This is a genomic window from Streptomyces sp. NBC_00829 (genome assembly GCF_045161795.1).
GTDB lineage: Bacteria > Actinomycetota > Actinomycetes > Streptomycetales > Streptomycetaceae > Streptomyces.
The window spans coordinates 7501447-7526006 of the sequence record NZ_CP108867.1; the positions used below are offsets into that span (position 1 = coordinate 7501447).

The window sequence follows — 24560 nt, forward strand, 5'->3', positions numbered from 1 at the left end:
GGGTCAACTCCCCGCCTTCTTCGTGCCGGTGTTGAACTCATTGGTGAAGAGATCGGCCACACTGACCTGGCCGGACTTGATGTCCCCGCGCTCGGTGAGCCAGCCCGCCCAGTCGGACAGTTCCTTCCGCGCGATCCGGCCGCCGGGCGCGGAGACGCCGTACGAACGCCAGTACTTGAGCGCGTCGGGGCTCTCGTTCCGCTTGCGCCGAGCCACGATCTCGGTCATCTTCGCGACGACCTCTTCGCGAGGCGTCGTGCGGGACCAGTCCAGGGCCCTGCCCACTCCGGTGACGAAGGTCCGCACCGTCTGGGGGTTCTGCTCGATGAAGCGCCCGGTGAACACATAGGTGCCGGCGCTGAAGGCTCCGCGCAGTTGGTAGTCGGTGAACAGGGGCCGTATGCCGCCGGTCTCCAGCGCCTTGTCGCGCAGGACTCCGCCGAGGACCGCCACGTCTATCTGACCCTGGCGCAGGGACTGTTCGGTGTTGACGGGCGGTACGACGATGCGCTCCACCTGCTCGGCCTCGGCCCGGCTGAGTCCGTTCTTCCTGAGGTAGATGTCGAGCATCGCCTCGTGGTGGGCGCCGAGGGTGTTCATCCCCACCTTCTTGCCGATGAGGTCGCGGGGGGTGCGAACGGCGCTCTTCTGGGCGACGTAGAAGCCGCTGTACGCGTACCTGTCGGAGCCGTAGTAGCTGATGACCGCCTTGATCGGGGCCTTGCGGGCGGCGAGCTTGACCACCGCGCCGTTGAACGCGCCGCCGAAGTCGGTCTGGCCCGATGCCGCGGACTGGATGTCCTGGGGGCCGCTGATCGTGTTGCCGACCCAGTCCAGCTTCAGGTCGTCCAGATGTCCGAGGGACGCGGCGAGTTCGGGCGGGGTGACCGCGCCGGCCGAACCCTGGTAGCGGAGAGTCTTGGTGTTGCGGATGCCGCTGCCGCTCGCCGTGCCGCAGCCGGCGGCCGCCAGCGCCGAGAGGCCGGAGAGCACAAGGAAAGTACGTCTGGAGGTCATCAGTCAGTCCGTTTCGGGGTACGCGAAGATGCCTGAAACACCGCGGCGAAAGGGCGCGGGTCATTCAGGAAAGAACGGGCGTGAAACGGCAGGGGAATTCAGCGGAAAGCCTGCCGGATGAATTACCGCGCGACGGGAGCGGAGGCGCTCATCCCGTGGGGAACTCCCTGGAACAGGGGCCGGACACGGGGAAAGAGGTCAGCTGCGCGTGTTTCAGCGGCCGGCGGCACAGAGTGCGCTGGCGTGCCGTCGGAGATCGACGTGCAGGCGCGATACGAGAATGTCAGCTTGACTCACACCGGAGAGAATGGCAGCGACTTCCGGTCACGTCAATGCGCCCCGGGAATCGTCTCGCATCGTGAATTGTTGCGGATTTCTTTCACGAATGTGGCGCAGGCGTCGGTGTCCCGGGGGCCCTTCTGGCGGGGCGTCAGGGTCACGCAGGGCGCGTGCCGGTGTCGACGCTCCGTCAGCTTCTGTTCTCCCTGGTGTCGCCGTGGCCCTCTGGTGCGTTCGCCCCGGCCCCGGGATGCTGGGACGACAGCGCTTTCTGTGTGCGTTGAGGCGTGCCGTTTACGTCTTCAACAAGCCGTATTCCAGGAGTGGTTGTGGGCTTTGGCAGAGCTGGGGTCTTTCGTTTGGACCGGGCCGGATCGGTGAGCGGAATCTGGTGCCGTGGATCGCAGGACGGAGGAGGGAGGCATGGCGGAGCCATGCCGACCGACGACAACGTGGCGAGGCGCGGTGCCAGGGCACCCGAGCCCGGCAAGATCCGAACGAGGGGCCCTGGACGCTCCGTCGTGCTGATCGCGACGGTGTCCGCACTGGCGGCGGGGGCCCTGGCCCCTGCCGTCGCCGATTCCACCCCCGACCCCCGTCCCCGGGACGCGGCCGAGGTGCTGCGCCCGGTTGCGCCGCCGCCCGCGAGCATCCCGTCCGGAAGTCCCCGTGCCGTCGCGGACGCCGACGGCATCGAGACCGCGCGCAGCTCCCGGCCCATCGCTCCGGGCATCTCCCTCACCTCGTACGACCGGCTGGAATCGGACAAGTGGCTGCGCGTGGACACGCTCTCCGTCGACCTCGACGGAAGTGCCGTACAGGCCGACTACCTCTCGTCCGGCACGGTCGCCGACCGCCACACCGTCTCCGAGCTCGCCGCCCGGCACGATCCCGGGCCCGGCCGGCGCACGGTCGCCGCGATCAACGCCGACTTCTTCGACATCAACCAGACCGGTGCACCCCAGGGCCCCGGCATCAAGGACGGCCGGATCACCCACTCGCCGGCCGCCGGTGCCAACCGCGCCGTCGGTATCGGGCCCGGCAACGCGGGACGCGTCCTCCAGCTGTACTTCGACGGCACTCTGACGCTGCCTTCGGGGGCCCACCCGCTCCCCGCCTACAACGCCGCGAACGTCCCGCCCGGCGGCATCGGCGCATACACCGCCGCCTGGGGGACGGCCGACCGGGCACTGACCGTCGACACCGCGACACCCGTCGCCGAAGTCCTCGTCCGCGGCGGCAGGGTCATGTCCGTCGGGGGCCGCCCCGGCACCGGACCGATCGACCCGGACAGCACGGTCCTCGTCGGCCGTGAGGCAGGTGCCACGACGCTCGCCGCACTGCGGCCCGGAGACCCGGTCTCCCTGGAGTACCGGCCCCGCGCCGACAGCGGCCCCGTCCCGCGCACCGCGGTCGGCGGCCGCGAACTCCTCGTCGTCGACGGCGTCCCCCAGAACCACGAGGGCGAGGGCAACAACACGGCGGCCCCCCGCACCGCCGTCGGCTTCTCCAAGGACGGCCGCGCGATGCGGGTCATCACCGTCGACGGACGCCAGGCGGACAGCGGCGGCGTCACCCTCACCGAACTCGGCCTGATGATGAAGAACGCCGGTGCCCACAGTGCGCTCAACCTCGACGGCGGAGGCTCCTCCACACTCGTCGCCCGCGAACCGGGCAGCGACGTCCTCCAGGTCGAGAACAGCCCGTCCGACGGCAGCGAACGCACCGTCCCCAACGGTCTCGCGCTGACCGCCCCCGACGGCAGCGGCAGGCTGAACGGCTTCTGGGTGGAGACCCTTACGCCCGCCGCGGCCGCGCCGACCGCCGACCCGGTGAAGGGCGGCCACCCCGAGCGCGTCTTCCCCGGGCTGACCCGTCGTCTCACCGCGGCCGGCTACGACGAGATGTTCGGACCGGCCGCCGGAACCCCGCGCTGGCGTGCCGTCAGGCCCACGGTGGGCCGCGTCGACGACCACGGGACCTTCCATGCGCGGCACAGCGGCAGCACCGAGATACGGGCCGAACGCGCAGGCGCCCACGGCAGCACCCGGCTGACCGTCCTCGACGACCTCACCCGGATCGAACCGACCACCCGGCGGGTCGGCCTCGCCGACGCGAACGCCACCGGCAGCTTCGGCATCCTCGGGCTCGACGCCCAGGGCAGCAGTGCGCCCGTCGAACCCGCCGATGTGCAACTCACCTACGACCACCTGATGTTCGACATCCACGACGACGGCGCGGGCTCCTTCACCGTGAAATCCCTGACCGGCGGCGGCGCGGGCCGGATCACGGCCACCGTCGAGGGTGTCACCACCGCGCTCGCCGTCAGCGTCGGACTCGCCGAGCAGGCGGTCTCCGGCTTCGACGACGCGTCGAAGTGGACCTTCAGCCAGGCACGGGCGGGCGGCTCTGTCGCGGCGACACCCGACGGGCAGAGCGGCACCGGCCTGGAGCTGACCTACGACTTCACCCGGTCGACCGCGACCCGCGCCGCCTACGCAAACCCGCCGCAGCAGATCGCCGTCCCGGGCCGGCCGCAGTCCTTCACCCTGTGGATCAAGGGCGACGGCCAGGGCGCCTGGCCCACCCTCCACCTCAAGGACGCGGCCGGCTCCGACCAGCTGCTGCGCGGCCCGTACGTCACCTGGACCGACTGGCGCCAGGTGACCTTCACCGTGCCGCCGGGCGCCGCGACGCCGCTCGCGGTGCACCGCTTCTATCTGGCCGAGACCGCAGCCGCCCGGCAGTACACCGGGAAGATCGTGATCGACGGGCTCGGCGCGCAGGTGCCGCCGCCGGTCGACCTGCCCGCCCAGCCGCGTACAGCCGACGAGCTGATCGACTCCGCGGCCGAGACGGGGGACAGGGACTGGCAGTTCGCGGTCATGTCGGACGCACAGTTCGTCGCCCGCGACCCCGACAGCGCGATCGTGACGCAGGCGCGGCGGACGCTGCGCGAGATCAAGGCCGCGCGGCCCGACTTCCTCCTCGTCAACGGTGACCTCGTCGACGAGGGATCACCCGCCGACCTGGCGTTCGCGCGGCGCGTGCTCACGGAGGAACTGGGGACCGACCTGCCCTGGTACTACGTGCCCGGCAACCACGAGGTGATGGGCGGGAAGATCGACAACTTCATCGCCGAATTCGGGCCCGCGCACCGCACGTTCGACCACCGCGGCACCCGCTTGGTGACCCTGGACACATCGAGCCTCGGCCTGCGCGGCGGCGGCTTCGACCAGATCAAGGAGGTACGGGCGCAACTGGACGCGGCGGCGAGGGACCGAAGCGTCTCCTCGGTGATGCTCGTCGAGCATGTGCCGCCGCGTGACCCGACGGTCCAGAAGGGCAGTCAGCTGAGCGACCGCAAGGAGGCGGCGCTGATCGAGCAGTGGCTCGCCGATTTCCGGCGTACGACCGGCAAGGGCGCGGGTCTCATCGGCAGCCATGCCGGCGTCTTTCACGCCGAGCATGTGGAGGGTGTGCCGTATCTGATCAACGGCAACTCCGGAAAGGCTCCGGCAGGCCCCGCGGAGGACGGCGGCTTCACCGGCTGGTCGCTCGTCGGCGTCGACAGGGTGACCTGGGGGGAGCGGCAGAGCGGACGGCTCCGCCCGTGGGAGGGCATGCCCGACTGGTTCTCGGTCCAGACCCGCGCGCACGTCGACGGTCTGGCCCTCCGGGCGCCGAGCGTCCTCGGGCCCGGGGCGAGCGGGGATGCCCGCGCGACGGTCGCCCAGGGGACACGGAGCGTTCCGGTGGCCTTCCCGCTGAGCGCCGACTGGACGGGCTCGCCGAACCTGTACGTCGGGGCGCCCGAGGACGCCCGCCACCGGCATGCGGCGGTGTTCGACCCGCGGACAGGCCGGCTGACGGCACTGCGGCCGGGGACGGTCACGCTGGCGGTGACGGTGAACGGGGTCACGCAACGTCACCGGATCCGGATCGCCGCGGAGGGGGCGGCGGCCGGCCGGGCGGCGTAGCCCGCCCGCCCCCGCCGGCCCCGGCGTACGGCCGGCAGGGGCGGGCCGGGGGCCTCGTGGGATGTCCCGTGCCGGTCGGCTCCCCCGCTCGCCGTGCGGGACGGCCCCTCAACCGGCAGCCTTGGTCGTGAGCACCGCGGCGGCTGAGGAGGTGATTCCCCTTGTCCGATCCGCTCGCCACCCGCTCCGTGGCGCCGGACGGCGGCGAGGGTGAGGGCTCCCACCCCCTCCTCTCCCTCGCGCTGGCCGGGATGATGGACGACGTACAGGCCCATGCCGGGGCGGTGTACCTTCTCTCGCCCGACGGGCAGGTCCTCGAGATGGCCGTCATGGCGGGCCTGCCGCGCGCCTTCGCCGCGCCCTGGGAGCGGGTCGCCGTCGCCGCGCCGGTCCCGGTGGCCGACGCCGTGCGCGAGCGGGAGCTCGTCTGGGTGTCGGGCGAGCAGGACATGGCCCGCCGATATCCCCGTATCGCGGTGGTCCTGCCCTATCCGTACTCCCTCGCCGCGCTGCCCATCGCCACCGAGGACAAGGCCTACGGAGCCGCGTTCTTCACCTGGCCCGGTGCTCATCCGCCCGAGATATCCGATCTCGAACGCAGCCGTCTGACCGCGGCGTGCGCCCGCCTCGCCCTGCGGCTGCGCCGGGCGGAGGAGAAGGGCCGCCGTGTCGTGCCCGAGGCGGACTTCCTCGGGGCGCCGTCCATGGCCGGGACGACGGGCGCCGTCGAGGCGGTGCACATGCTGGCGCGGATCCCCGACGGCCTGTGCGCCCTGGACATGGAAGGCCGCATCACCTATGCCAACCCCGCCGCCTGCGAACTGGTCGGCGCACCGGTCGCGTCGCTGCTGGGGAACCAGCTGTGGTCGGCGCTGCCCTGGCTGAACGACCCGGTGTACGAGGACCGCTACCGGGCGGCCCTGATGAGCCAGCACAGCACCTCGTTCGTGGCGCTGCGCCCGCCCCAGGACTGGCTGATGTTCCAGCTCCACCCCAGCCGCACCGGCATCAGCGTGCACATCACCCCGGCGCGCGGAACGATCCGGGAGATGCCGTCCGACACCCCGCCGGAGCACCCCGCGCGGCTCGTCGCGATCTCCCACCTCCTGAACCTGGCGAGCGCGCTGACAGAGGCCGTGGGCGTCTCCGATGTGATCGAACTGGTCGCCGACGAGATCATGCCGGCCGTCGGAAGCCACTCGCTGGTCATGCTCGCCTCCGAATCGGGCAGACTGCGGGTCCTCGGGCAGCGCGGCTACGAGGACCCGACGGTCGTCGACCGGTTCGACGGGATCTCCCTGACCGCCCAGAACCCCGGCGCCCAGACCCTGGCGACAGGCGTCCCCTCGTTCTTCGAGTCCCGCGGCGAACTGGAGCACATCTATCCGGCCCGTTTCGTGACGCAGGACGGCATGGCCGCCTGGGCCTATCTGCCGCTGATCGCCTCGGGACGCCCGGTCGGCACCTGCGTACTGGGATACGCGCAGCCGCACCGCTTCACCACCGACGAGCGCGCCGTCCTCACCAGCCTCGGCGGCCTCATCGCCCAGGCCCTGGAACGGGCCCGGCTCTACGACGCCAAGAACCGGCTGGCGCACGGACTCCAGGCCGCCCTGCTCCCGCACTCGCTGCCCCACCTCGGCGGCCTGGAGGTCGCCGCGCGCTATCTGGCCGGCACCCAGGGCATGGAGATCGGCGGCGACTTCTACGACCTGATGCGCAGCGGCGAAGGCGCGGCGGCCGTCATCGGGGACGTGCAGGGGCACAACGTCACCGCAGCAGGACTGATGGGCCAGGTCCGCACCGCCGTCCGTGCCTACACAGCGGCCGGGCAGCCGCCCGGCCTGGTCATGGAGTCCACCAACCGCCTGCTGATCGACCTGGAGGCCGACCTGCTGGCGAGCTGCGTCTATCTGCATCTCGACCTGTCACGGCAGCTCGCCCTGCTGGCCCGGTCCGGACACCCGCAACCGCTGCTCCGCGACCCGGACGGCCACGTCCACATCCTCGACCTGCCCGGTGGCCCCCTGCTCGGAGTCGATCCGGCGGCCACCTACCCCACCATGGCCGTGGAGCTGCGACCGGGATCCTTGCTGGTGCTGTACACGGACGGGTTGATCGAGGCCCCCGGGGTCGACCTGGACGCGTCTCTGGCGGATCTGGCCGCCTTCCTGGGCCGGGCCGGTGACCAGCCGCTCGAACCCCTCGCGGACAGCCTCATCGACCAGGCGACGCGCAGCCGCGAGCGCGTGGACGACACGGCGCTTCTGCTGCTGAGGCTCGAACACCGAGCGGGACCTCCGCCCGGCCGGGACTGAGCGGGACCGCCGCGGACCGGGCGACGCGCGTCTGATACGAAGAGCGGACGACCAGGCACGACCGAGCAGGACGAGTACCAGGAGCGCCATGACCGCCGCACGCCCGAGGATCCTGTACGTCACCGATCTCGGCTACCAGGCCAAGGGGCGCCGGTACTGCGACGAGGACATCCGGCTCTCCGGACGCCTGCGCGACGACTTCGACATCGCCCTGTGCCATCCCCTGGACGCGGCAGACCTGATGGAGTCCTTCGACGCCGTCGTCGTACGCAACAGTGGCCCGGTGCTCCATTACCAGGCGCAGTACGAGGCGTTCCTGGCCCAGGTCCGCCGGACCGCCACCCGTCTCTACAACCCGCCGACGGGCCGCGCCGACATGGCCGGCAAGCAGTACCTCGTGGACCTGAGCGCGGCCGGACTGCCGGTCATACCGACGGTGGACCGCGGTGAGGACATCGGACGGCTGCCCGAGGCCGCGGAGTACGTCGTCAAACCCAAGCTCGGCGCGGACTCGATCGGCATGGAGTTCCTCGGCCGGGAGGCGCTGGGGCGCCTCGCCTACGGTGACGTCCTCGTGCAGCCGAGGATCCCCTTCCGCTACGAGGTGTCGTTCTACTTCATCGACCGGGACTTCCAGTACGCCCTCCACGCTCCGCGCCCGGAGCGCCGCTGGGAGCTGGAGCGCTACGAACCGGAGCCCGGGGACATGGAGTTCGCGCAGCGGTTCGTCGACTGGAACGCCCTGGACCACGGCATCCAGCGGGTCGACGCCTGCCGGGCCCCGGGCGGCGAGCTGCTCCTGGTGGAGCTGGAGGATCTGAATCCGTATCTCTCGCTCGACCTGGTGGAGGACGGCGTGCGCGAGGCCTTCGTCACCCGGATGAAGGCCTCACTGCACGACTTCCTGGGCGGCTGACCTCAGCCACCGACGAGGTCGCCGCCCAGACCGAGTTCGCGCTCGCCGAGGGGTGCGAAGAACCGCTCCACGTCCGCCTTCGTCACCTGGGAGAGCTCGGCGGGGGACCAGCGCGGCCTGCGGTCCTTGTCGACGACCTGCGCCCGCACTCCCTCGACCAGGTCGGGCGAGCGGAACGCCGCGCACGAGACGCGGTACTCCTGGTTCAAGGCCGGCTCCAGCGCACCCAGTTCCCCGGCCCGGCGCACCGCGGCGAGCGTGACCTTCAGCGAGGTGGGGGAGCGGGTGAGGATCGTCTCGGCGGCCTCATTGGCCGCCGGATCGCCGTGGGCGAGCAGCCGGTCCACGATCTCCTCCACGGAGTCGGCGCAGTAGCAGGCGTCGATCCACCCGCGGTGCAGGGCCAGTTCGCCCCCGGGTGCTTCCTCCGCGTACCGCCCGACCGCCTCGGTCACCTCCACCGAGGCCAGCGAGGCGGTCAGTTCCCTCAGCCGTCCCGAGGGTACGAAGTGGTCGGCGAGCCCGCACAGCAGAGCGTCGGCCGCGCCCACCGCCGTGCCGGTGAGCGCGAGATGGGTGCCGAGCTCGCCCGGCGCCCTGGCCAGCAGATACGTACCGCCCACGTCCGGCACAAAGCCGATGCCCGTCTCCGGCATCGCGACGGCGGAGCGTTCGGTGACCACGCGCACGTCGCCGTGGGCGGACACACCGACTCCGCCGCCCATCACATAGCCGTCCATGACGGCGACATAAGGCTTGGGATAGCGGGCGATCCGGGCGTTGAGGCGGTACTCGTCCCGCCAGAAGCCCAGCGACGCCGTGCCGCCCTCCAGCACGTCCGCGCGCACCGCGCGGATGTCACCGCCCGCGCAGAGCCCGCGCTCGCCCGCTCCCGTGACGACCACGACCTCGACGGCCGGATCCGCCTCCCAGCCGGCGAGCGCCGCGTCGAGGGTACGGACCATGGGGTGGGTCAGGGCGTTCAGAGCCCGCGGCCGGTTGAGCGTGAGGTAGCCCGCACGGCCCTCGGTGCGCAGCAGTACGGGGTCGTCGGCGGCCATCGGGCGTTCCTTCCGCGGTACGGATCTTCTCGCCCCATCCTTGCCCACCCCGGCGAGCGGGTGAGAGGTGGGCCCGTCTTGCGTTCGGCCTCCTCGTCGGCGAGGTCGTCCGGCGCATCACCGCGCCCAGTTGCAGCCCGCGGCGCTGTCCGCCCTGGTCAACCCCATCGTCGGCGCGGCGAACGCCAACCCCGAGTGGCGCGCGGCCCAGATCCGTTCCTGCTCGGACCGAGGTGGGGCCGCCGGGGGACACGTCCGGCGGTCAACGATCCGCCTGGCGCCCCGGATTCCGGAGCGCCCCCACGGTGACCCTTCCGGATTCTTGCAACACGTTCTACTGTGTGCGCCCCGCCGCGCACTCGATCGGACCGCGAGACTCCTGGAGGGGCCGTGCACCTCGAATACACGCCTGAGCAGCAGCAGTTGCGCGCCGAGCTGCGCACCTACTTCGCCGAACTCGTGCCGGACAACGTCTACGCCCGCTACGCCGACCCCGGCGAACAGAAGCGCTTCTACCGCGAGACCGTCCGCCGACTCGGCACCGACGGCTGGCTCGGGGTGGGCTGGCCCAAGGAGTACGGCGGCCGCGGGCTCAGCCCGATGGAGCAGTTCATCTTCTTCGACGAAGCCGCCCAGGCGGGCGTACCGCTGCCCCTGATGGCGCTCAACACCGTCGGCCCGACGATCATGCAGTTCGGCACCGACGAACAGAAGGCCTGCTTCCTGCCGAAGATCCTCTCCGGCGAGATCGACTTCGCGATCGGCTACAGCGAGCCCGACGCGGGCACCGACCTCGCCGCGCTCAAGACCAGGGCAGTGCGGGAGGGCGACGAGGACAGCGGCCACTACACCGTCGACGGACAGAAGATCTGGACCACCAACGGCGATACGGCCGACTGGGTCTGGCTGGCGGTGCGCACCGACCCCGAGGCGCCGCCGCACAAGGGCATCACCATGCTGCTCGTGCCGACGTCCGACCCCGGCTATTCCTGCACCATCATCAACACCCTTGCCTCCCACGACACCACCGCCAGCTACTACGAGAACATCCGGGTGCCCGTGTCCCGCCGGGTCGGCCAGGAGAACAAGGGCTGGCGCCTGATCACCAACCAGCTCAACCATGAGCGCGTCACCCTCGCCGCCCACGGAACCATGGCCATTCGCGCCCTCCACAACGTCCAGCGCTGGGCCGCCGACACCAAGCTCGCCGACGGCCGCCGCGTCATCGACCTCGGCTGGGTGCGGGGGCGCCTCGCGCGGACCCACACCAGGCTCGACGCGATGAAGCTGCTCAACTGGCAGATGGTGGGCGCCGTCCAGGAAGGCACACTGACCCCGCAGGACGCCTCGGCGGTCAAGGTCTACGGCTCCGAGGCGCGCCGCGACGCCTACGCCTGGCTGATGGAGGTCGTCGGCGCGGCGGGCCCGCTCAAGGAGGGCTCGGCCGGCGCCGTCCTCCACGGCGAGCTGGAGCGCGGATACCGCTCCGCCGTGATCTTCACCTTCGGCGGCGGGAACAATGAGATCCAGCGCGAGATCATCTCCTGGATCGGACTGGGGATGCCGCGGGTACGGCGCTGACAGGTTCTGGATGCGGTCGAGTTCTAGCTCGGGGGCGGGGTCAGCACCACGAAGTCGGCGTTCGACGGGTCGAGGCAGACGGCCAGCCGGCCGACGCCCTCGGCGTCCTCCGGCCCCATCTGCACGCTTCCACCGCTCTCGGTGACCTTGGCGACCGCGGCGTCGCAGTCGGTGACGTTGAAGACCGGGTGCCAGTACGGCCGTCCGTTCGCCAGGGCGAGGTTCTCCTTGGGGACTTCCATGAGGCCGCCGTGCATGCGCTCCTCGGGAAGTCCGGCGGGGGTGATGAGGGAGTACGTTCCTCCGCCGCCGGGCAGCTCCATGCCACCGAACTGCCAGCCGAAGACACCGCTGTAGAACTCCTTGGCGGCCGTGGCATCGCTTGTGTACAGCTCCGTCCAGGACAGCGAGCCGGGCTCGTCCACCAGATCGACGCCCTTGTTGGTCCCCGGCTGCCAGACAGCGAACTGGCCCCCCAGCGGGTCGCTGTACTGCGCCATCCGGCCCCACTCGTCGAGCTGCCTCGGCGCCATCCGCACCGTGCCGCCGGCTCGCTCGACGGCCTGGGTCGTGGCGTCCGCGTCGGTGACGCTGTAGTAGATCATCCAGGCCGAGCGTGCGCCCTCCTCGGTGAGCTTGCCGAGACCGGCGACGATCTTGCCGTCCTTCCGGAACATGCCGCCTTCCATATCTTCCCCCTCGCCCATGGACTCGTAGTCCCACCCGAGTACGGCGCTGTAGAAGGCCGCGGCGGCGCGGACGTCGGGAGCGCCGAGGTCGAGCCAGCAAGGGGATCCGGGGGCGAAGTCGGTAGTGATCATGGCGATTGCCTTTCGGGGAGCGGGTACGAGCTCAGCGTGGCACCGGACACCGGAACTCGCCCGCCGATCGACCGCTTTCGCTTCCGTGAAGGGGGCAACATCGCAGGTCATGTGCCATGAGGGCAGCGCCCCGGCGTAGCCGTCAGCCTCGCCGCGCACGACGCCCACGGCCACCGGGCCGGCGCACCCACACCGAGCCGCGATCGTTCACAGCCGGGTCTCTCTCCTTCGGCCGGCCGCCGGCCGACCCAGCCTCGGCAAGGCCGCCCGCTCGACCTGATGGGCAAAGGTCTGCCCTGCTCCCCCTCGCCGAGTGGGAGAATCGCATCTCCCGGGCAGCACACGGTTCGTGACAGGTCGCCACGGAGGCGTTCGGACATGACACCCCTCAAGCCGCGGCCGGCTCTCGCGCGGTCGTGTTGCTGTCCTGCCCGACCTTGATGGGGGCTTCATGGCATCCCTTGCACCGCCTTCCGCGGGAGGCGACCAGTACCGTGCTGGTGATTCCGGCGTGAACCCGGCCGGTCGTCTCATTGGACGATCAGCGGAGCTGGCGATCATCGACGGGCTCTTCGGCACAGCCGTCGCGCGGGGGACCGCGCTGATGCTGACCGGAGAGGCCGGGGTGGGCAAAAGCGCGCTGCTGGACGCGGCATCGCTGCGCGCCTCCGAGACCGGCTTCCGGGTTCTGCGCGTCATCGGCTCGCAGTTCGAGGAAAGTGACAGCTTCGCGGCCCTGAACCAGATAGTGCAGCCCCTGTCCGAAGAGATTCCCGCATTGTCCGCACAGCAGGCGGAAACGCTCCAGGCGGTCCGTGGACTGTCCGAAGGACAGCCGACCGAACTGCTCACCATCGCGAACGCCGTGCATCTCCTGCTATCACAGGCCGCCACTGACAGCAGTCCCCTTGCTCTGATCATCGATGACGTGGCGTGGCTGGACCGGCCCAGCGCCGCGGTTCTTGGAACCGTCGCCCGCTACATAAGCACCGGTTCCATCGCCCTGCTCGCCGCGTCCCGGACCGGCGACGAGTCCCTCCTGAGCAGCACCGGGATACCAACGCACGAGGTTCAGCCCCTGGATGACGAAGCGGCGGACAGGCTGGTCGCCGAGCGGTTCCCCGCCATGGCGGCGAGGGTCCGCCGACGTCTTGTCGCAGAGGCCCGCGGAAACCCTCTGGCGCTGCTGGAGCTACCCGTCACGCTCAGTGATGCACAGCAGGCGGAGCGCGGAACACTGCCGACCGTGCTGCCGCTGACCGAGCGTCTCAAAAGGATCTTTTCCGCCCGGGTCGACGCGCTCCCGGACACCACACGGAAACTGCTCCTGCTCGCCGTCCTGGACGGCTCCGGTGATCTGCACATCGTTCAGCGGGCCATGGGCAGCCCTGACGGCCTGACCGGTCTGTGCCCGGCCGAGAGGAGTGGGCTCGTACAGGTCGACACCCTCACAGGCCGTCTGATCTTCCGGCACCCTCTCACCCGTTCCGCAGTCATGGAGCTGTCGACAAGCGCCGAGCGCCGGTGGGGACATCTGGCGCTCGCCGAGGAACTTCCGGAAGGATCGGAACGCCGGGCCCGGCACCTCGCCAACGCAGTCGTGGGCCCCGACGACCGGGTGGCTGCTCTCCTGCACACGGTGGCCTACAGCACCCTGCGCCGCGGTGACGCCGTGGGCGCCATCACCACCCTGCTGCGCGCCTCGGAACTGACCAGCACAGGGGCCGTCAGGGGACGAAGACTGGCCGAGGCCGCCTGCCTGGGCGCCAACATCACCGGTGATCTCCGCAACGTACGCGCTCTGCTCGACAATGCCGGCCAAGCCGATCCGGTCGGCAGCGACTCCCTGGCGGCCGCCGCGGCAGCGGCCAGCCAACTCCTCAACGGCGAAGGCGATGTGGACACGGCCCACCGGCTCCTCGTCGGTGCCATCGACAACCATGCCCTGCCCGACGGAGCAGGCGACAGCATCCTCCTCGAGGCTCTGCACACCCTGCTCCTGGTGTGCTTCTACAGTGGACGGCCGCAACTGTGGCACTCCTTCGACAGCGCGGTGACGCAATGTCAACTGCGCTCTTTGGACCCCATGCTGCCCGTGATACGGGCCGCCTTCGGCGATCCGGCCCACGCGGCATCGTCCGTGCTGGACAGGCTCGATGAGCTCGTCTGCGGCCTCCACCAGGTGACCGACCCCACGCGCATCATCCGGACCGCTGTCGCGGCTGCCTATGTCGACCGCCTGCCAGGCTGCCGCAGCGCGTTGCGGCGCGTCATCGACGACGGCCGCAACGGCGGAGCCATCACCCTGGCGATCGAGGCGCTCTTCCTCCTGGGGAACGACGCCTACACCAGCGGCCAGTGGGACGACCTCCGGGAGACCACAGATGAGGGCCTCGGATGGTGCGCGGCACACAACTACCGCCTGCTGACATGGTCAGGCCACTTCCTGCAGGGCCTGCTGGCCGCCGCACGAGGTGACAACACCGCTGCACGAAAGATCGCAGACCGCCTCGTGTCCTGGGGAAACCCCCGAGGGCTGGGGGCCCTGCGTGTCTACGCCTCCCACATCCGGGCCCTGACAGCGCTCGGCAGCTCAGACTTCGAAGCTGCCTACCGTCTCCTGAGATCCGTGGGCACGCCGGGCGAGTTGCCACCACACATGCCCCATGCGCTCTGGCTCCTTCTGGATTTCGCCGAAGCCGCGGCCCACACCGACCGCCACTCCGAAGCGGCCGCGCACATCGAGGCGGTCAGGAAGACCAGTATCCCGTCGATCTCGCCGCGGCTGGCCATGCTGACCGATGCCGCCGAGGCCCTGGCCACACCGGGCCTCATCGACCATGACCTGTTCGCATCGGCCATCGCCACGCCCGGCGCCGAGCGATGGCCGTTCGACTGGGCCCGGATCTGCCTGGCGTACGGCGAAAGACTGCGCAGAGCCAAAGCAGGCGTCGTAGCCCGCGAACACCTGGAAGCCGCGCTCAGCACGTTCGACCGCCTGGGAGCCGCGCCGTGGAGTGCGCGAGCGGCGAACGAGCTGCGGGCGAGCGGGATCCCCGTCAAGGTCGCACGTGGCGAAGGCCGCCCCTCACCACTGACGCCGCAGGAACGACAGGTGGCGCAGCTGGCTGCCACAGGACTGACCAACAAGCAGATAGCCGCCCGGCTCTTCCTGTCTCCCCGAACCGTGGCGGCCCATCTGCGCGGCGTCTTCCGGAAGTTGAACGTTGCCTCACGTGCCGGGTTGCGCGACGCTCTGACCGGTCTGTCGCAGCCGCCGCCACCTGCGCCGGAAGGCGGCACGGCTTCGACCCCCTGATGCCGTCGAAGCAGCCGCTCGAACAACCCCTCTCAGGCATTGGCGACTGCCCTTACCGCGCGGTGCGTTCGGCGACCCAGCGGGCTTCGTCGGGCAGCGCCTCCTCAGCACGTGAGGTGCGCGCGGTCAGCTGCCCTTCGACAGCACCAGGACCGGCCTGCGCCGGGTCACGCCTGGTGGGCGGCGGCCTGCTTGATCAGCTCCGCTACCGCTTCCGGCCGGGAGACGTAGATGGCGTGGCTTCCGGCCGCCTCGGTCACGGTGGCTCCGGCTCGCTCGGCCATTGCGCGCTGCGCCGGCGGCGGGATCATGCGGTCGTCGGTCGCGACGAGATACCAGCTCGCCTTGGTACGCCAAGCCGCCTCCGCGACCGTTCCATTGAGCGCCCCCACACCCCAGGGAACCTGCGAGTCGGCCATGAACTGGGCGTCCTCGGGCGGCACATCGCCCGCGAACGACGCGGCGAACTTCCCACGGTCCAGGAAGAGGAAGCCGTCCTGGGGCGGCAGGATCGGCGGAACAGGCGCATCGGGAGCCGGGTCGGCGATCAGGGTGCCGACCGACTCGCTCTTGTCCGGCGCGAAGGCCGCGATGTAGACGAGCGCGGCCACACCCTCGTGCCGTCCGGCCTCCGTGATCACAGCCCCGCCGTAGGAGTGGCCGACGAGCACGGACGGCCCGTCCTGGGCGTCGAGGACCTGCCGGGTGACCGCCACGTCACCTTCGAGGGAGTGGGTCGGGTTCTGCACGACGCTGACGTTGAAGCCGTCGCGGGTGAGGAGGCGGTAAACCGGCTGCCAGCCGGATCCGTCAACGAATCCGCCATGCACAAGCACGATGTTCTTCACGGCACTCATACGTTTGCTCCATGTCCGTAGGAAGCCTTCCGATCAGCTACACGCTAGGTCGGACCGTCCGTTCCGGCTTCGACCAAATGACCTAGTGCGAGGAGCGAGGCCGACGGAAGGTCATGCCGTGCTTGCGCCGCCGCCTTCACGAATCGCGTCACTGGGTGCGAGAGACCTCTGAGGGGGGCGAGAGACCTCTGACTCCTCGAGGTGACCGAGTGCCCGCCGTACTCCAGGACCAGCAGTTCCGACTCGTCCAGCCCGGAAATGTGAGGTGGACCGTACGGAGGCACGAACGGGTGCGAACTCCTCCTCGCGGCTCGGTGGATCTGCGGCACCTGGCCAACCCACGAACCGATCCGCGCTCGTTCCGCGTCGGTAGGATATGTAAGCGCCAGAGGATGGGCCGCCGGCAGCGACAAGGGGTGACATCCAGTGGCTGTGGACACAGCACCAGGCATGAGCGACAGGGAAGCGGACCCGGGACTCTTCGGGCCCGACTCGGTCACCTGGCAGATGCACGGCGATCCGATGATGTGGGTCGCCGGGGTGCGCGCTCTCTACCTCCAGGCGCTGCACCCGCGCGCCGTGCGGGGCGTCATACAGAACTCCGACTTCCGCCGCGACGCCTGGGGCCGCCTGCTGCGCACCGCGGACTTCGTCGGCACCATCACCTACGGCACCACCGCCGCGGCCGAGCGGGCAGGCGCCCGGGTCCGCCGCATCCACACCCTGCTGGGCGCCACCGATCCCGCCACCGGCGAGCGCTACGGCGTCGACGAGCCCGGGCTGCTGCTGTGGGTGCACTGCGCCGAGGTCGGCTCCTACCTCGACGTCGCTCGCAGGTCGGGCCTCGCCCTCAGCGACGCCCAGGCCGACCGCTACCTCGACGAACAGCGCGAAGCCGCGCGCCTGGTCGGGCTCGACCCTGCAGGCGTCCCCGCGTCGGTGGTAGAGCTCGCCGCCTACTTCGACCGGGTGCGCCCCGAACTCTCCGCCGGACCCGAGGCGAAGGACGTGGACGACTTTCTGCGGCGGCCACCCATCAACCCCCTGCTCGTCCCGGCGCGCGAACTGCTGTGGCGGCGCGTGGCCGCACTCGCCTACAACGCACTGCCCCCTTACGCCCATGAGCTGTACGGCCGCCCCGCCCCCGCGCCCGAGCGCGTCACGCATCAGCTCATCGCCACCGGCAACCTGCTGCGCAGCATCCCCTCCCGTATGCGCTGGCAACTCCCGCCAGGTCACATCTTGAAGGCGATGGCCCGTCTGGGCCCCGACGCGCGCCCCGCCCCGTACAAACTGCGCAGTCAGGAGGCCATACTGGACGGGCCGGGGAGGGCGCAGCTCAGCGACGGGGGCGACAGCACGCGATGGCGGAATCCAGGCTGATCCAAGGCCGGTACCGGCTGCTCGATGTCATCGGGCGCGGTGGCATGGGCGAGGTGTGGCAAGCCCGCGACGAGTCTCTCGGCCGCAGTGTCGCGGTGAAGTGCCTCAAGCCCCTGGGGCCTCAGCACGACCAGTCCTTCACCCGGGTGCTGCGCGAGCGCTTCCGGCGTGAGGCGCGCGTCGCGGCGGCGCTCCAGCACCGCGGGGTCACCGTCGTCCATGACTTCGGCGAGTACGACGGCGTGCTCTACCTCGTCATGGAACTGCTCCAGGGCCGCAACCTCAGCCAGCTGCTGGAGGAGAACAAAGCGCACCCGCTTCCGGTCGCCGATGTCCTCGACATCGCCGAGCAGGTCGCCGACGCCCTCGCGTACACCCATGAACAGGGCATCGTGCACCGGGACTTGAAGCCCGCCAACATCATGCGTCTCACCGACGGCGCGGTGAAGATCTGCGACTTCGGCATCGCGCGCCTCGGCGAGGACATCGGCTTCACGTCCCGGCTCACCGGCACCGGCATCGCCATGGGGACCCCGCACTACATGTCCCCCGAGCAGATCAGCGGCACCCAGGTCGACCACCGCAGCGATCTCTACTCCCTGGGCTGCGTGCTGTATGAGATCGCCACCGGCGTACCGCCCTTCGACCACGACGACGCATGGGCGGTTCTCGTGGGGCACCGCGACACCACGCCGGAGCCGCTGCGGGCCCACCGCGCCGAGATTCCCGAGTACTTCCAGCAGGTCGTCCTCGACCTGCTCGCCAAGACCCCCGAGGAGCGGCCCGACGACGCGAAGGCGCTGTGCCGCCGGTTCGGCGCGGCCCGGCGCCACGGGCAGACGCACCGGCCGCTTCCCGGGCCGCGCCCCGAACAGCCGCTCTCCCGCGAGCCGCGGCTCCCGTCCTGGACCCGAGGCATGACCACCGGACACAAGGCCACGGGCGGCGCCCTCACTCCGGGGACCGCGCTGCCCGACCCCGCCGCGGGACTGACCGGCGAGTGGACCACGTACACCGACCCGCGCGGCGGCCGGCTGCTGCCGCCCCGGGTCGCACCCGAGCGCCCCACCCCTGCGCCCGAGCTCCTCGCCGTGCTCGCCGGCCGCCACAGCGCCGGACTGAGCCTCGGCCGGCTCGGCCGCTGGGAGGAGGCAGGCGAGGTACACCGCGCGGTCGCCGCCGAACGCGAACACGCGCTGGGCCCCGACCACCCGGACACCCTCGCCAGCCGGTACGAGGTCGGATTCACCCTGAGCCGTACCGGGCGTGCCGCTGATGCGCTGCGGGAGTTCGCCCGGGTCGTGGAGGGGCGTCAGCGCACGATGGGCGCCGACCACCCCGAGACACTGGCCGCCCGCCAGGAGACGGCGTACGTCCTCGGCCAGCTCGGCAGACATTTCGAGGCCCACGACGTGTACGCGGCGGTGCTCGACTCCCGTGAGCGCACCGTGGGACCCGACCACCCCGACACCCTGCGCTGCCGGCACAATCTCGCCTTCAACCTCAGCAGGCTGGGGCGGCTGGAGGACTCGTACCGCATGGCGTACGACGTGGCGGCGGCACGCGCCCGGGTGCTCGGCGCCGAGCACCCCGACACCCTCGTCACCCGCTACGAAGTCGCCTACGCGCTCGGACAGCTCGGCCGCTGGACCGAGGCCCTGCAGACGTACCGGGAGGTGGCCGTGGCGAGGGGCCGGGCGCTGGGTCCCGACCACCCGGACACCCTCGCCAGCCGGTACGAGGTCGGCATCAGCCTCGGGCGGCTCGGCCGGAGCGCGGAGGCACTGGAGCTGTACCGCGGCCTCGTCGACGACCGCACCCGGGTGCACGGCCCCACCGACCCCGAGACGCTGCGGGCCCGGCACGGCATCGGCGTGAACCTCGGCCGGCTCGCCCGCTGGGAGGAGGCGCTCGTCGAGTCACGCGACGTGTGCGCGCTGCGCGAGCGGGTGCTGGGCGCCGAGCACCCCGACACCCTCGTCAGCCGCCGGGAAGTGGCCGTGGGTCTCGGCTGGCTGGGCCGGTGGCCGGACGCGCTCGCCGTCTACGGCCAGGTCGCCCAGGCCCGCGAGCGGGTGCTGGGCATGGACCACCCCGACGCGCTGGCCAGCCGCAACGACGAGGCGCACTGCCTGGAGCAGCTCGGCAGGCACGCTGAGGCGGTCGAGCTGTACCGGCGCGTGGCGACGCTGCGGCAACAGCGCGGCGGCCACGGCTTCTGACCGGGGGCGCCGCGACCGCGGACCGCGCCACCTCGCACGGCCACAGACGGGGCCCGGTCACCCGAACGGCGTCCTGCGGCATCCGGACCGGCCGCTCCGCACGCAGACTGTCACCATGACGGGCCTGGACGATCAAGTGCGGCGCGGTCGTGCCGCACGCAAGCAGGTGCCCCGTTCCGCGCACGGGCGCTGGATACCCTCCGCGGACCGGCCCGATCCGATCGCCGTCCTTCAGGCGCAGTCGCAGGACCGGGTGCCCGAGCTGGTGCCCATCCGCTACGGCCGGATGGCAGCCTCGCCGTTCACGTATCTGCGCGGCGCGCCCGCCGTCATGGCCGCCGATCTCGCCGCGCAGTCGCACACCGGCCTGACCGTCCAGCTCTGCGGGGACGCCCATCTGCTGAACTTCGGCGTCTACGCCTCCCCGGAACGGGCGCTCCTCTTCGACCTCAACGACTTCGACGAGACGCTCCCCGGCCCCTTCGAATGGGATGTGAAGCGGCTGGTCGCCAGCGTCGCGGTCGCCGCCCGGGACAACGGTGAGCCCGAGTCCCAGGCATGGCGGGCAGCCAGGGCAGCCGCGGAGTCGTACCGCGGGTCGATGCGCCGGCTCGCGGCGCTCGGCGAACTCGACGTCTGGTACGAGCGGATCGACACCGAGGACCTGATCCCGCTCGTGCGCAGGATTCGCCGCGACCGGCTGCAGTCGCGGCTCGCCAAGGCCAGACGGCGCACCAGCCTTCAGGCCATGGCGAAGCTGACCCAGTTCGTCGACGGGCAGCGGCGTATCGTCCCGGACCCGCCGCTGCTCGAACCGATCGACATCTCCGACGCGGCAGCCGTACGCAAGATCCTCAGCGACTACCGCAGCACCCTGCCGGAGGAACGGCGCGTGCTGCTCGACCGGTTCCATGCGGTCGATGTGGCCCGCAAGACCGTCGGCGTCGGCAGTGTCGGCACCCGCTGTTTCGTGGCGCTGCTGACCGGCCGGGACAGCGAGGACCCGCTGTTCCTCCAGATCAAGGAGGCCGGCCCCTCCGTACTCGAACCCCATCTGCCGGCCTCGCCGTACCGGCACCAGGGGCACCGGGTGGTCGCCGGGCAGCGCCTCCTCCAGGCGGCGAGCGACATCTTCCTCGGCTGGGTCAGCGGACCCGAGGGCCGGCACTACTACTGGCGGCAGCTGCGCGACATGAAGGGCTCGGCGGACGTCGGCGACATGTCACCGGCGCTGCTGCGCGCATACGCTGCGCTCTGTGGCCGGGCGCTCGCCCGCGCCCACGCCCGCTCCGGGGAACGCGTGGCGATCTCCGCCTATCTCGGCTCGTCCGACACCTTCGACCGGGCCATGGCCGACTTCGCGGTGACGTACGCGGATCGTATGGTCGCCGACCATGCGGAGCTCCTCGCGGCGATCGGCTCAGGCCGCCTCACAGCCGAGAGAGGACGCTGACCGCACGGCAGCCGGGAGGATCCCCCCTGGTCCGGGCGATCATCGCGTGCTACGAAGAGGCATGCCCGCAGCTGAAACGTCTCTCCGAGCCACCTACGACGCCGTCATCGTGGGTGGCGGCCACAACGGCCTGGTCGCCGCCGCCTACCTCGCCCGCGCCGGGCGCTCCGTCCTCGTCATGGAACGCCGCGAGAACACCGGCGGCGCGGCCGTCTCCACCCGCCCCTTCGCCGGGGTCGACGCCCGGCTCTCGCGCTACTCCTACCTCGTCTCACTGCTGCCGGACAAGATCGTCCGGGAGCTGGACCTCACCTTCGCGGTCCGCAAGCGCACCGTCTCGTCGTACACGCCCAAGGGCGGCGGCGGTCTCCTCGTCGGCGGGGACGGCACCCGGGAGTCGTTCGCCCGCCTCACCGGCGGGGAGCGGGAGTACGCGTCCTGGCAGGAGTTCTACGCCATGACCGGCCGGGTCGCCGAGCGGGTGTTCCCGACGATGACCGAGCCGCTGCCGACGCGTGAGGCGCTGCGTGCCACCGTCGACGACGAGACGGCCTGGCGGACGCTGTTCGAGGAGCCCATCGGCATCGCGGTCGAGCAGCGGTTCGCCGACGACCTCGTCCGGGGTGTGGTGCTCACCGACGCGCTGATCGGCACCTTCGCCGACGCGCACGACCCCTCCCTGCTCCAGAACCGCTGCTTCCTCTACCACGTGATCGGCGGCGGCACCGGGGACTGGGACGTGCCTGTCGGCGGTATGGGCGCACTGACCGACGCGCTCGCGGACGCGGCCAGGGCCGCGGGCGCCGAGATCGCCGTACGGCACGAGGCGACCCGTATCGAGACCGACGGCGAACGGGCCGAGGTCACCTTCGTCCACGACGGAGGGCAGGGCACCGTCGAGGCCCGCCACGTCCTGGTGAACGCCTCGCCGCAGGCGCTGGCCGCCCTGCTCGGCGAGGAGGCGCCCACCCCCGCCGAAGGTGCCCAGTTGAAGGTCAACATGTTGCTGCGCCGGCTGCCGCGGCTGCGGGACAGCTCCGTCGATCCGCGTGACGCGTTCGCGGGAACCTTCCATGTCTCCGAGGGATACGGGCAGTTGGCGACCGCGTACCGGGAGGCCGCCGAGGGGCGGCTGCCGAGCGCGCCACCGTCCGAGATCTACTGCCACTCGCTGACCGATCCGTCGATCCTCGGCCCTGAGCTGGCCGCGCAGGGGTATCAGACACTAACTCTCTTCGGGCTGCACACACCGGCCCGGCTCTTCGCCGCCGACAACGACACGACGCGCTCACAGCTGCTGGCGGCCACGATCGCCGAGCTGGACTCGTATCTGGACGAGCCGATCGCCGAATGCCTCGCACTCGACGAGAAGGGCGAGCCGTGCATCGAGGCGAAGACCCCGCTCGACCTCGAACAGGAACTGCGGCTGCCCGGCGGCCATATCTTCCACCGCGACCTCGCCTTCCCCTACGCGACCGAGTCCACCGGACGCTGGGGCGTCGAGACGGCGCACGCGAATGTGCTGCTCTGCGGGGCGGGAGCCGTACGCGGCGGCGGGGTCAGCGGGGTGCCGGGCCACAATGCCGCCATGGCGGCGCTGGGCAGGTGACACCCCGCTGAAAGAGCGTCAGTCCCGGGACGCCGTCCAGCCCTCGGCTTCGATCAGGGCGGCGTCCGCGGGCCGTGATTCGTCGAAGACCTCACGCCCGCGGTCCTCGACCCGCAGCGCGTCCACGTACACCCCGTGGCCGACCTGGAGCTGATCGGTGGCGTACCGCCAGCGCAACCGCATCCTGGTGCCGCGCCACGCCGAGAGATCGGCGCTCAGCCGGTGCCAGCGGCGCCCGGACCAGCCGGTGACCGATCCAGCCGGATGCGACTGCGGCGAGGTCCCCTCGCGGACGGTCGTGAAGGGCACGGCCCGCCAGGTCGCGCCCCCGTCCGCCGACCCCTCCAGGAACAGGGCGTCCGACGTCGGTTCCGTGTCCCACCACAGCGTGCAGCGAAGCCGCGCCGGCCGGGAGGCGAGCGCGACGGCGGGCAGGGTGAGCGTGGCGGACCTGGCACCTGCCATGCCGGAGAACCAGGCGGTGCCCCCGCGCTCGGGCCGTACGGCGACCGCACGCGCCAGGTTGTCGGCGGCGGCCACCCGGGGTGCGCTGCCGGAGCGCCAGGTGCGCACCGGATGAACGGAGTTGCCCAGCAGGACGAGGAACGAGTCGGTGGTCGGGTCGAGCACCAGGCTGGTGCCGGTGAAGCCGGTGTGGCCCGCCGTGCGCGGTGTGGCCATGGCTCCCATGTACCAGTGCTGGTAGAGCTCGAAGCCGAGGCCGTGCTCGTGGCCGGGAAAGGCGGTGTTGAAGTCGGTGAACATCAGCTCCACGGACGGGGGACGCAGAATGCGGGAGCGTCCGTAGGAACCCCCGTTGAGGAGGGTCCGGGCGAGGACGGCGAGGTCCCAGGCGCAGGAGAACACTCCGGCGTGGCCGGCGACACCGCCGAAGCTGAAGGCGTTCTCGTCGTGCACCTCGCCCCAGACCAGTCCGCGGTCGAGACCCGACCAGGGCAGCCGGGAGTCCTCCGTGGCGGCGATCCCCGGCTTCCAGGAGGCGGGCGGATTGAAGCGGGTGCGGTGCATCCCGAGCGGAGCGGTGATCTCGTCGCGGAGCTGCGTGTCCAGCGGGTGACCCGTGATCTTCTCCAGGATCAGCTGGAGCGAGATCAGATTGAGGTCGGAGTACTGGTACTTGGTGCCGGGCGGGGCGGCGGGCGCCTCGTTCCACAGCAGCCGCAGCTTTCCTTCCCTCGTCGGCTCCCTGTACAGCGGAATCCAGGCGCGGAAGCCGGAGGTGTGGGTGAGCAACTGGCGCACGGTGATGTCCTGCTTGCCGGCGCCGCCGAAGTCCGGGAGGTAGGAGGCGACAGTGGCCTCCAGGCGGAGCGCGCCGCGCTCGATCTGCTGCACCGCGAGAATCGAGGTGAAGAGTTTCGAGACCGACGCCAGGTCGAAGACGGTGTCCTTCGCGTCCGGCGAGCAGCACGGCGCCCGCGTACCAGGGGTGCGTGGGCGAGGGGCCGAGGAACGCCTCGGCGTCGCTGACGAGCCGGTCCAGATGGGCCGGGATCAGCCCCGCCCGTTCGGGCGTGCCGTGCCGCAGCGTGGGCCGTCCGCCGCCGGTCCCGGACATCTGCCCGGACGGGTGGCCGTCGCCCCGGCTGCCGCCCGAAGCCGCCTCCGCGAAGGGGACCGGCGCCAGCGCGAGTGCTCCGCCCAGCGCCAGCACCCCACCGCCGAGCCTGCGCCGGCTGATCCCTCTTCCCGCTGCTTCCTCGGTCATCCGGCACCCTCCTGA

General features: G+C 71.1%; 14 protein-coding genes and 1 pseudogene. 9 read left to right on the forward strand and 6 right to left on the reverse strand.

Going from position 1 to position 24560, the window contains the following annotated elements; translation table 11 throughout:
- Positions 1-3 precede the first annotated feature (3 nt).
- Positions 4-1017: an ABC transporter substrate-binding protein gene (locus OG293_RS33710; protein ID WP_406002524.1), complete on the reverse strand. Its 1014-nt coding sequence runs from the start codon at positions 1015-1017 to the stop codon at positions 4-6.
- A 213-nt stretch (positions 1018-1230) separates the two neighbouring features.
- Positions 1231-1314 carry a putative leader peptide gene (locus OG293_RS33715; RefSeq protein WP_351446407.1) on the reverse strand — a complete coding sequence of 28 codons (84 nt, stop codon included), beginning with the start codon at positions 1312-1314 and terminating at the stop codon, positions 1231-1233.
- 416 nt (positions 1315-1730) lie between these two features.
- Here OG293_RS33715 and OG293_RS33720 point away from each other — a divergent pair, with 416 nt between their 5' ends.
- The 3 genes from OG293_RS33720 (at position 1731) to OG293_RS33730 (ending at position 8510) form a co-directional block, all read left to right on the forward strand.
- Positions 1731-5276, forward strand: coding sequence for a phosphodiester glycosidase family protein (locus OG293_RS33720; protein WP_406002525.1), 3546 nt, complete (start codon positions 1731-1733; stop codon positions 5274-5276).
- A gap of 251 nt (positions 5277-5527) precedes the next feature.
- Positions 5528-7594, forward strand: a complete 2067-nt coding sequence (locus tag OG293_RS33725) for a SpoIIE family protein phosphatase (RefSeq protein WP_406003797.1) — start codon at positions 5528-5530, stop codon at positions 7592-7594.
- An 88-nt stretch (positions 7595-7682) separates the two neighbouring features.
- Entirely contained in the window at positions 7683-8510 is an 828-nt protein-coding gene (locus OG293_RS33730) for a hypothetical protein (RefSeq protein WP_406002526.1), read from the forward strand.
- A gap of 2 nt (positions 8511-8512) precedes the next feature.
- On the opposite strand, the gene OG293_RS33735 is transcribed toward OG293_RS33730, so the two are convergent.
- Entirely contained in the window at positions 8513-9571 is a 1059-nt protein-coding gene (locus OG293_RS33735; protein ID WP_406002527.1) for an enoyl-CoA hydratase/isomerase family protein, read from the reverse strand.
- Positions 9572-9961: 390 nt separating this feature from the next.
- Between OG293_RS33735 and OG293_RS33740 the strand changes: the two genes are divergently transcribed.
- The gene (locus tag OG293_RS33740) at positions 9962-11152 is read left to right on the forward strand and encodes an acyl-CoA dehydrogenase family protein (RefSeq protein ID WP_406002528.1); all 1191 of its coding nucleotides are present in this window, start codon (positions 9962-9964) and stop codon (positions 11150-11152) included.
- Positions 11153-11175: 23 nt separating this feature from the next.
- On the opposite strand, the gene OG293_RS33745 is transcribed toward OG293_RS33740, so the two are convergent.
- Positions 11176-11973: a VOC family protein gene (locus OG293_RS33745; protein WP_406002529.1), complete on the reverse strand. Its 798-nt coding sequence runs from the start codon at positions 11971-11973 to the stop codon at positions 11176-11178.
- A 451-nt stretch (positions 11974-12424) separates the two neighbouring features.
- Here OG293_RS33745 and OG293_RS33750 point away from each other — a divergent pair, with 451 nt between their 5' ends.
- Positions 12425-15292, forward strand: coding sequence for an ATP-binding protein (locus OG293_RS33750; RefSeq protein WP_406002530.1), 2868 nt, complete (start codon positions 12425-12427; stop codon positions 15290-15292).
- Between the two features lie 167 nt (positions 15293-15459).
- Here the strand turns inward: OG293_RS33750 and OG293_RS33755 are convergent, their stop codons facing one another.
- The gene (locus OG293_RS33755; RefSeq protein ID WP_406002531.1) at positions 15460-16149 is read right to left on the reverse strand and encodes an alpha/beta fold hydrolase; all 690 of its coding nucleotides are present in this window, start codon (positions 16147-16149) and stop codon (positions 15460-15462) included.
- A gap of 450 nt (positions 16150-16599) precedes the next feature.
- On the opposite strand from OG293_RS33755, the gene OG293_RS33760 reads away from it, so the two are divergent.
- From OG293_RS33760 to OG293_RS33775, 4 genes are all read left to right on the forward strand, one after another.
- Positions 16600-17532 (forward strand): oxygenase MpaB family protein, encoded by a 933-nt coding sequence (locus OG293_RS33760; protein ID WP_406002532.1) that lies wholly within the window; start codon positions 16600-16602, stop codon positions 17530-17532.
- Complete coding sequence (locus OG293_RS33765; protein WP_406002533.1) at positions 17514-19754, forward strand: tetratricopeptide repeat protein; 2241 nt, start codon at positions 17514-17516, stop codon at positions 19752-19754. Before OG293_RS33760 ends, OG293_RS33765 begins: the two co-directional genes overlap by 19 nt.
- 115 nt (positions 19755-19869) lie before the next feature.
- Complete coding sequence (locus tag OG293_RS33770; protein ID WP_406002534.1) at positions 19870-21207, forward strand: DUF2252 domain-containing protein; 1338 nt, start codon at positions 19870-19872, stop codon at positions 21205-21207.
- Between the two features lie 61 nt (positions 21208-21268).
- A complete protein-coding gene (locus OG293_RS33775; protein WP_406002535.1) occupies positions 21269-22816 on the forward strand; it encodes a phytoene desaturase family protein in 1548 nt (515 codons plus the stop codon).
- A gap of 18 nt (positions 22817-22834) precedes the next feature.
- Here OG293_RS33775 and OG293_RS33780 read toward each other — a convergent pair.
- Positions 22835-24545 (reverse strand): annotated as a pseudogene (locus OG293_RS33780) (serine hydrolase).
- Between the last annotated feature and the right edge of the window lie 15 nt (positions 24546-24560).

Coding starts and splice junctions, on each gene's coding strand:
- OG293_RS33770 (WP_406002534.1), top strand. CDS start 19,870: ATGACGGGCCTGGACGATCAAGTGCGGCGCGGTCGTGCCGCACGCAAG.
- OG293_RS33720 (WP_406002525.1), top strand. CDS start 1,731: ATGCCGACCGACGACAACGTGGCGAGGCGCGGTGCCAGGGCACCCGAG.
- OG293_RS33775 (WP_406002535.1), top strand. CDS start 21,269: ATGCCCGCAGCTGAAACGTCTCTCCGAGCCACCTACGACGCCGTCATC.
- OG293_RS33710 (WP_406002524.1), bottom strand. CDS start 1,017: ATGACCTCCAGACGTACTTTCCTTGTGCTCTCCGGCCTCTCGGCGCTG.
- OG293_RS33765 (WP_406002533.1), top strand. CDS start 17,514: ATGGCGGAATCCAGGCTGATCCAAGGCCGGTACCGGCTGCTCGATGTC.
- OG293_RS33750 (WP_406002530.1), top strand. CDS start 12,425: ATGGCATCCCTTGCACCGCCTTCCGCGGGAGGCGACCAGTACCGTGCT.
- OG293_RS33745 (WP_406002529.1), bottom strand. CDS start 11,973: ATGATCACTACCGACTTCGCCCCCGGATCCCCTTGCTGGCTCGACCTC.
- OG293_RS33760 (WP_406002532.1), top strand. CDS start 16,600: ATGAGCGACAGGGAAGCGGACCCGGGACTCTTCGGGCCCGACTCGGTC.
- OG293_RS33735 (WP_406002527.1), bottom strand. CDS start 9,571: ATGGCCGCCGACGACCCCGTACTGCTGCGCACCGAGGGCCGTGCGGGC.
- OG293_RS33725 (WP_406003797.1), top strand. CDS start 5,528: ATGATGGACGACGTACAGGCCCATGCCGGGGCGGTGTACCTTCTCTCG.
- OG293_RS33730 (WP_406002526.1), top strand. CDS start 7,683: ATGACCGCCGCACGCCCGAGGATCCTGTACGTCACCGATCTCGGCTAC.
- OG293_RS33755 (WP_406002531.1), bottom strand. CDS start 16,149: ATGAGTGCCGTGAAGAACATCGTGCTTGTGCATGGCGGATTCGTTGAC.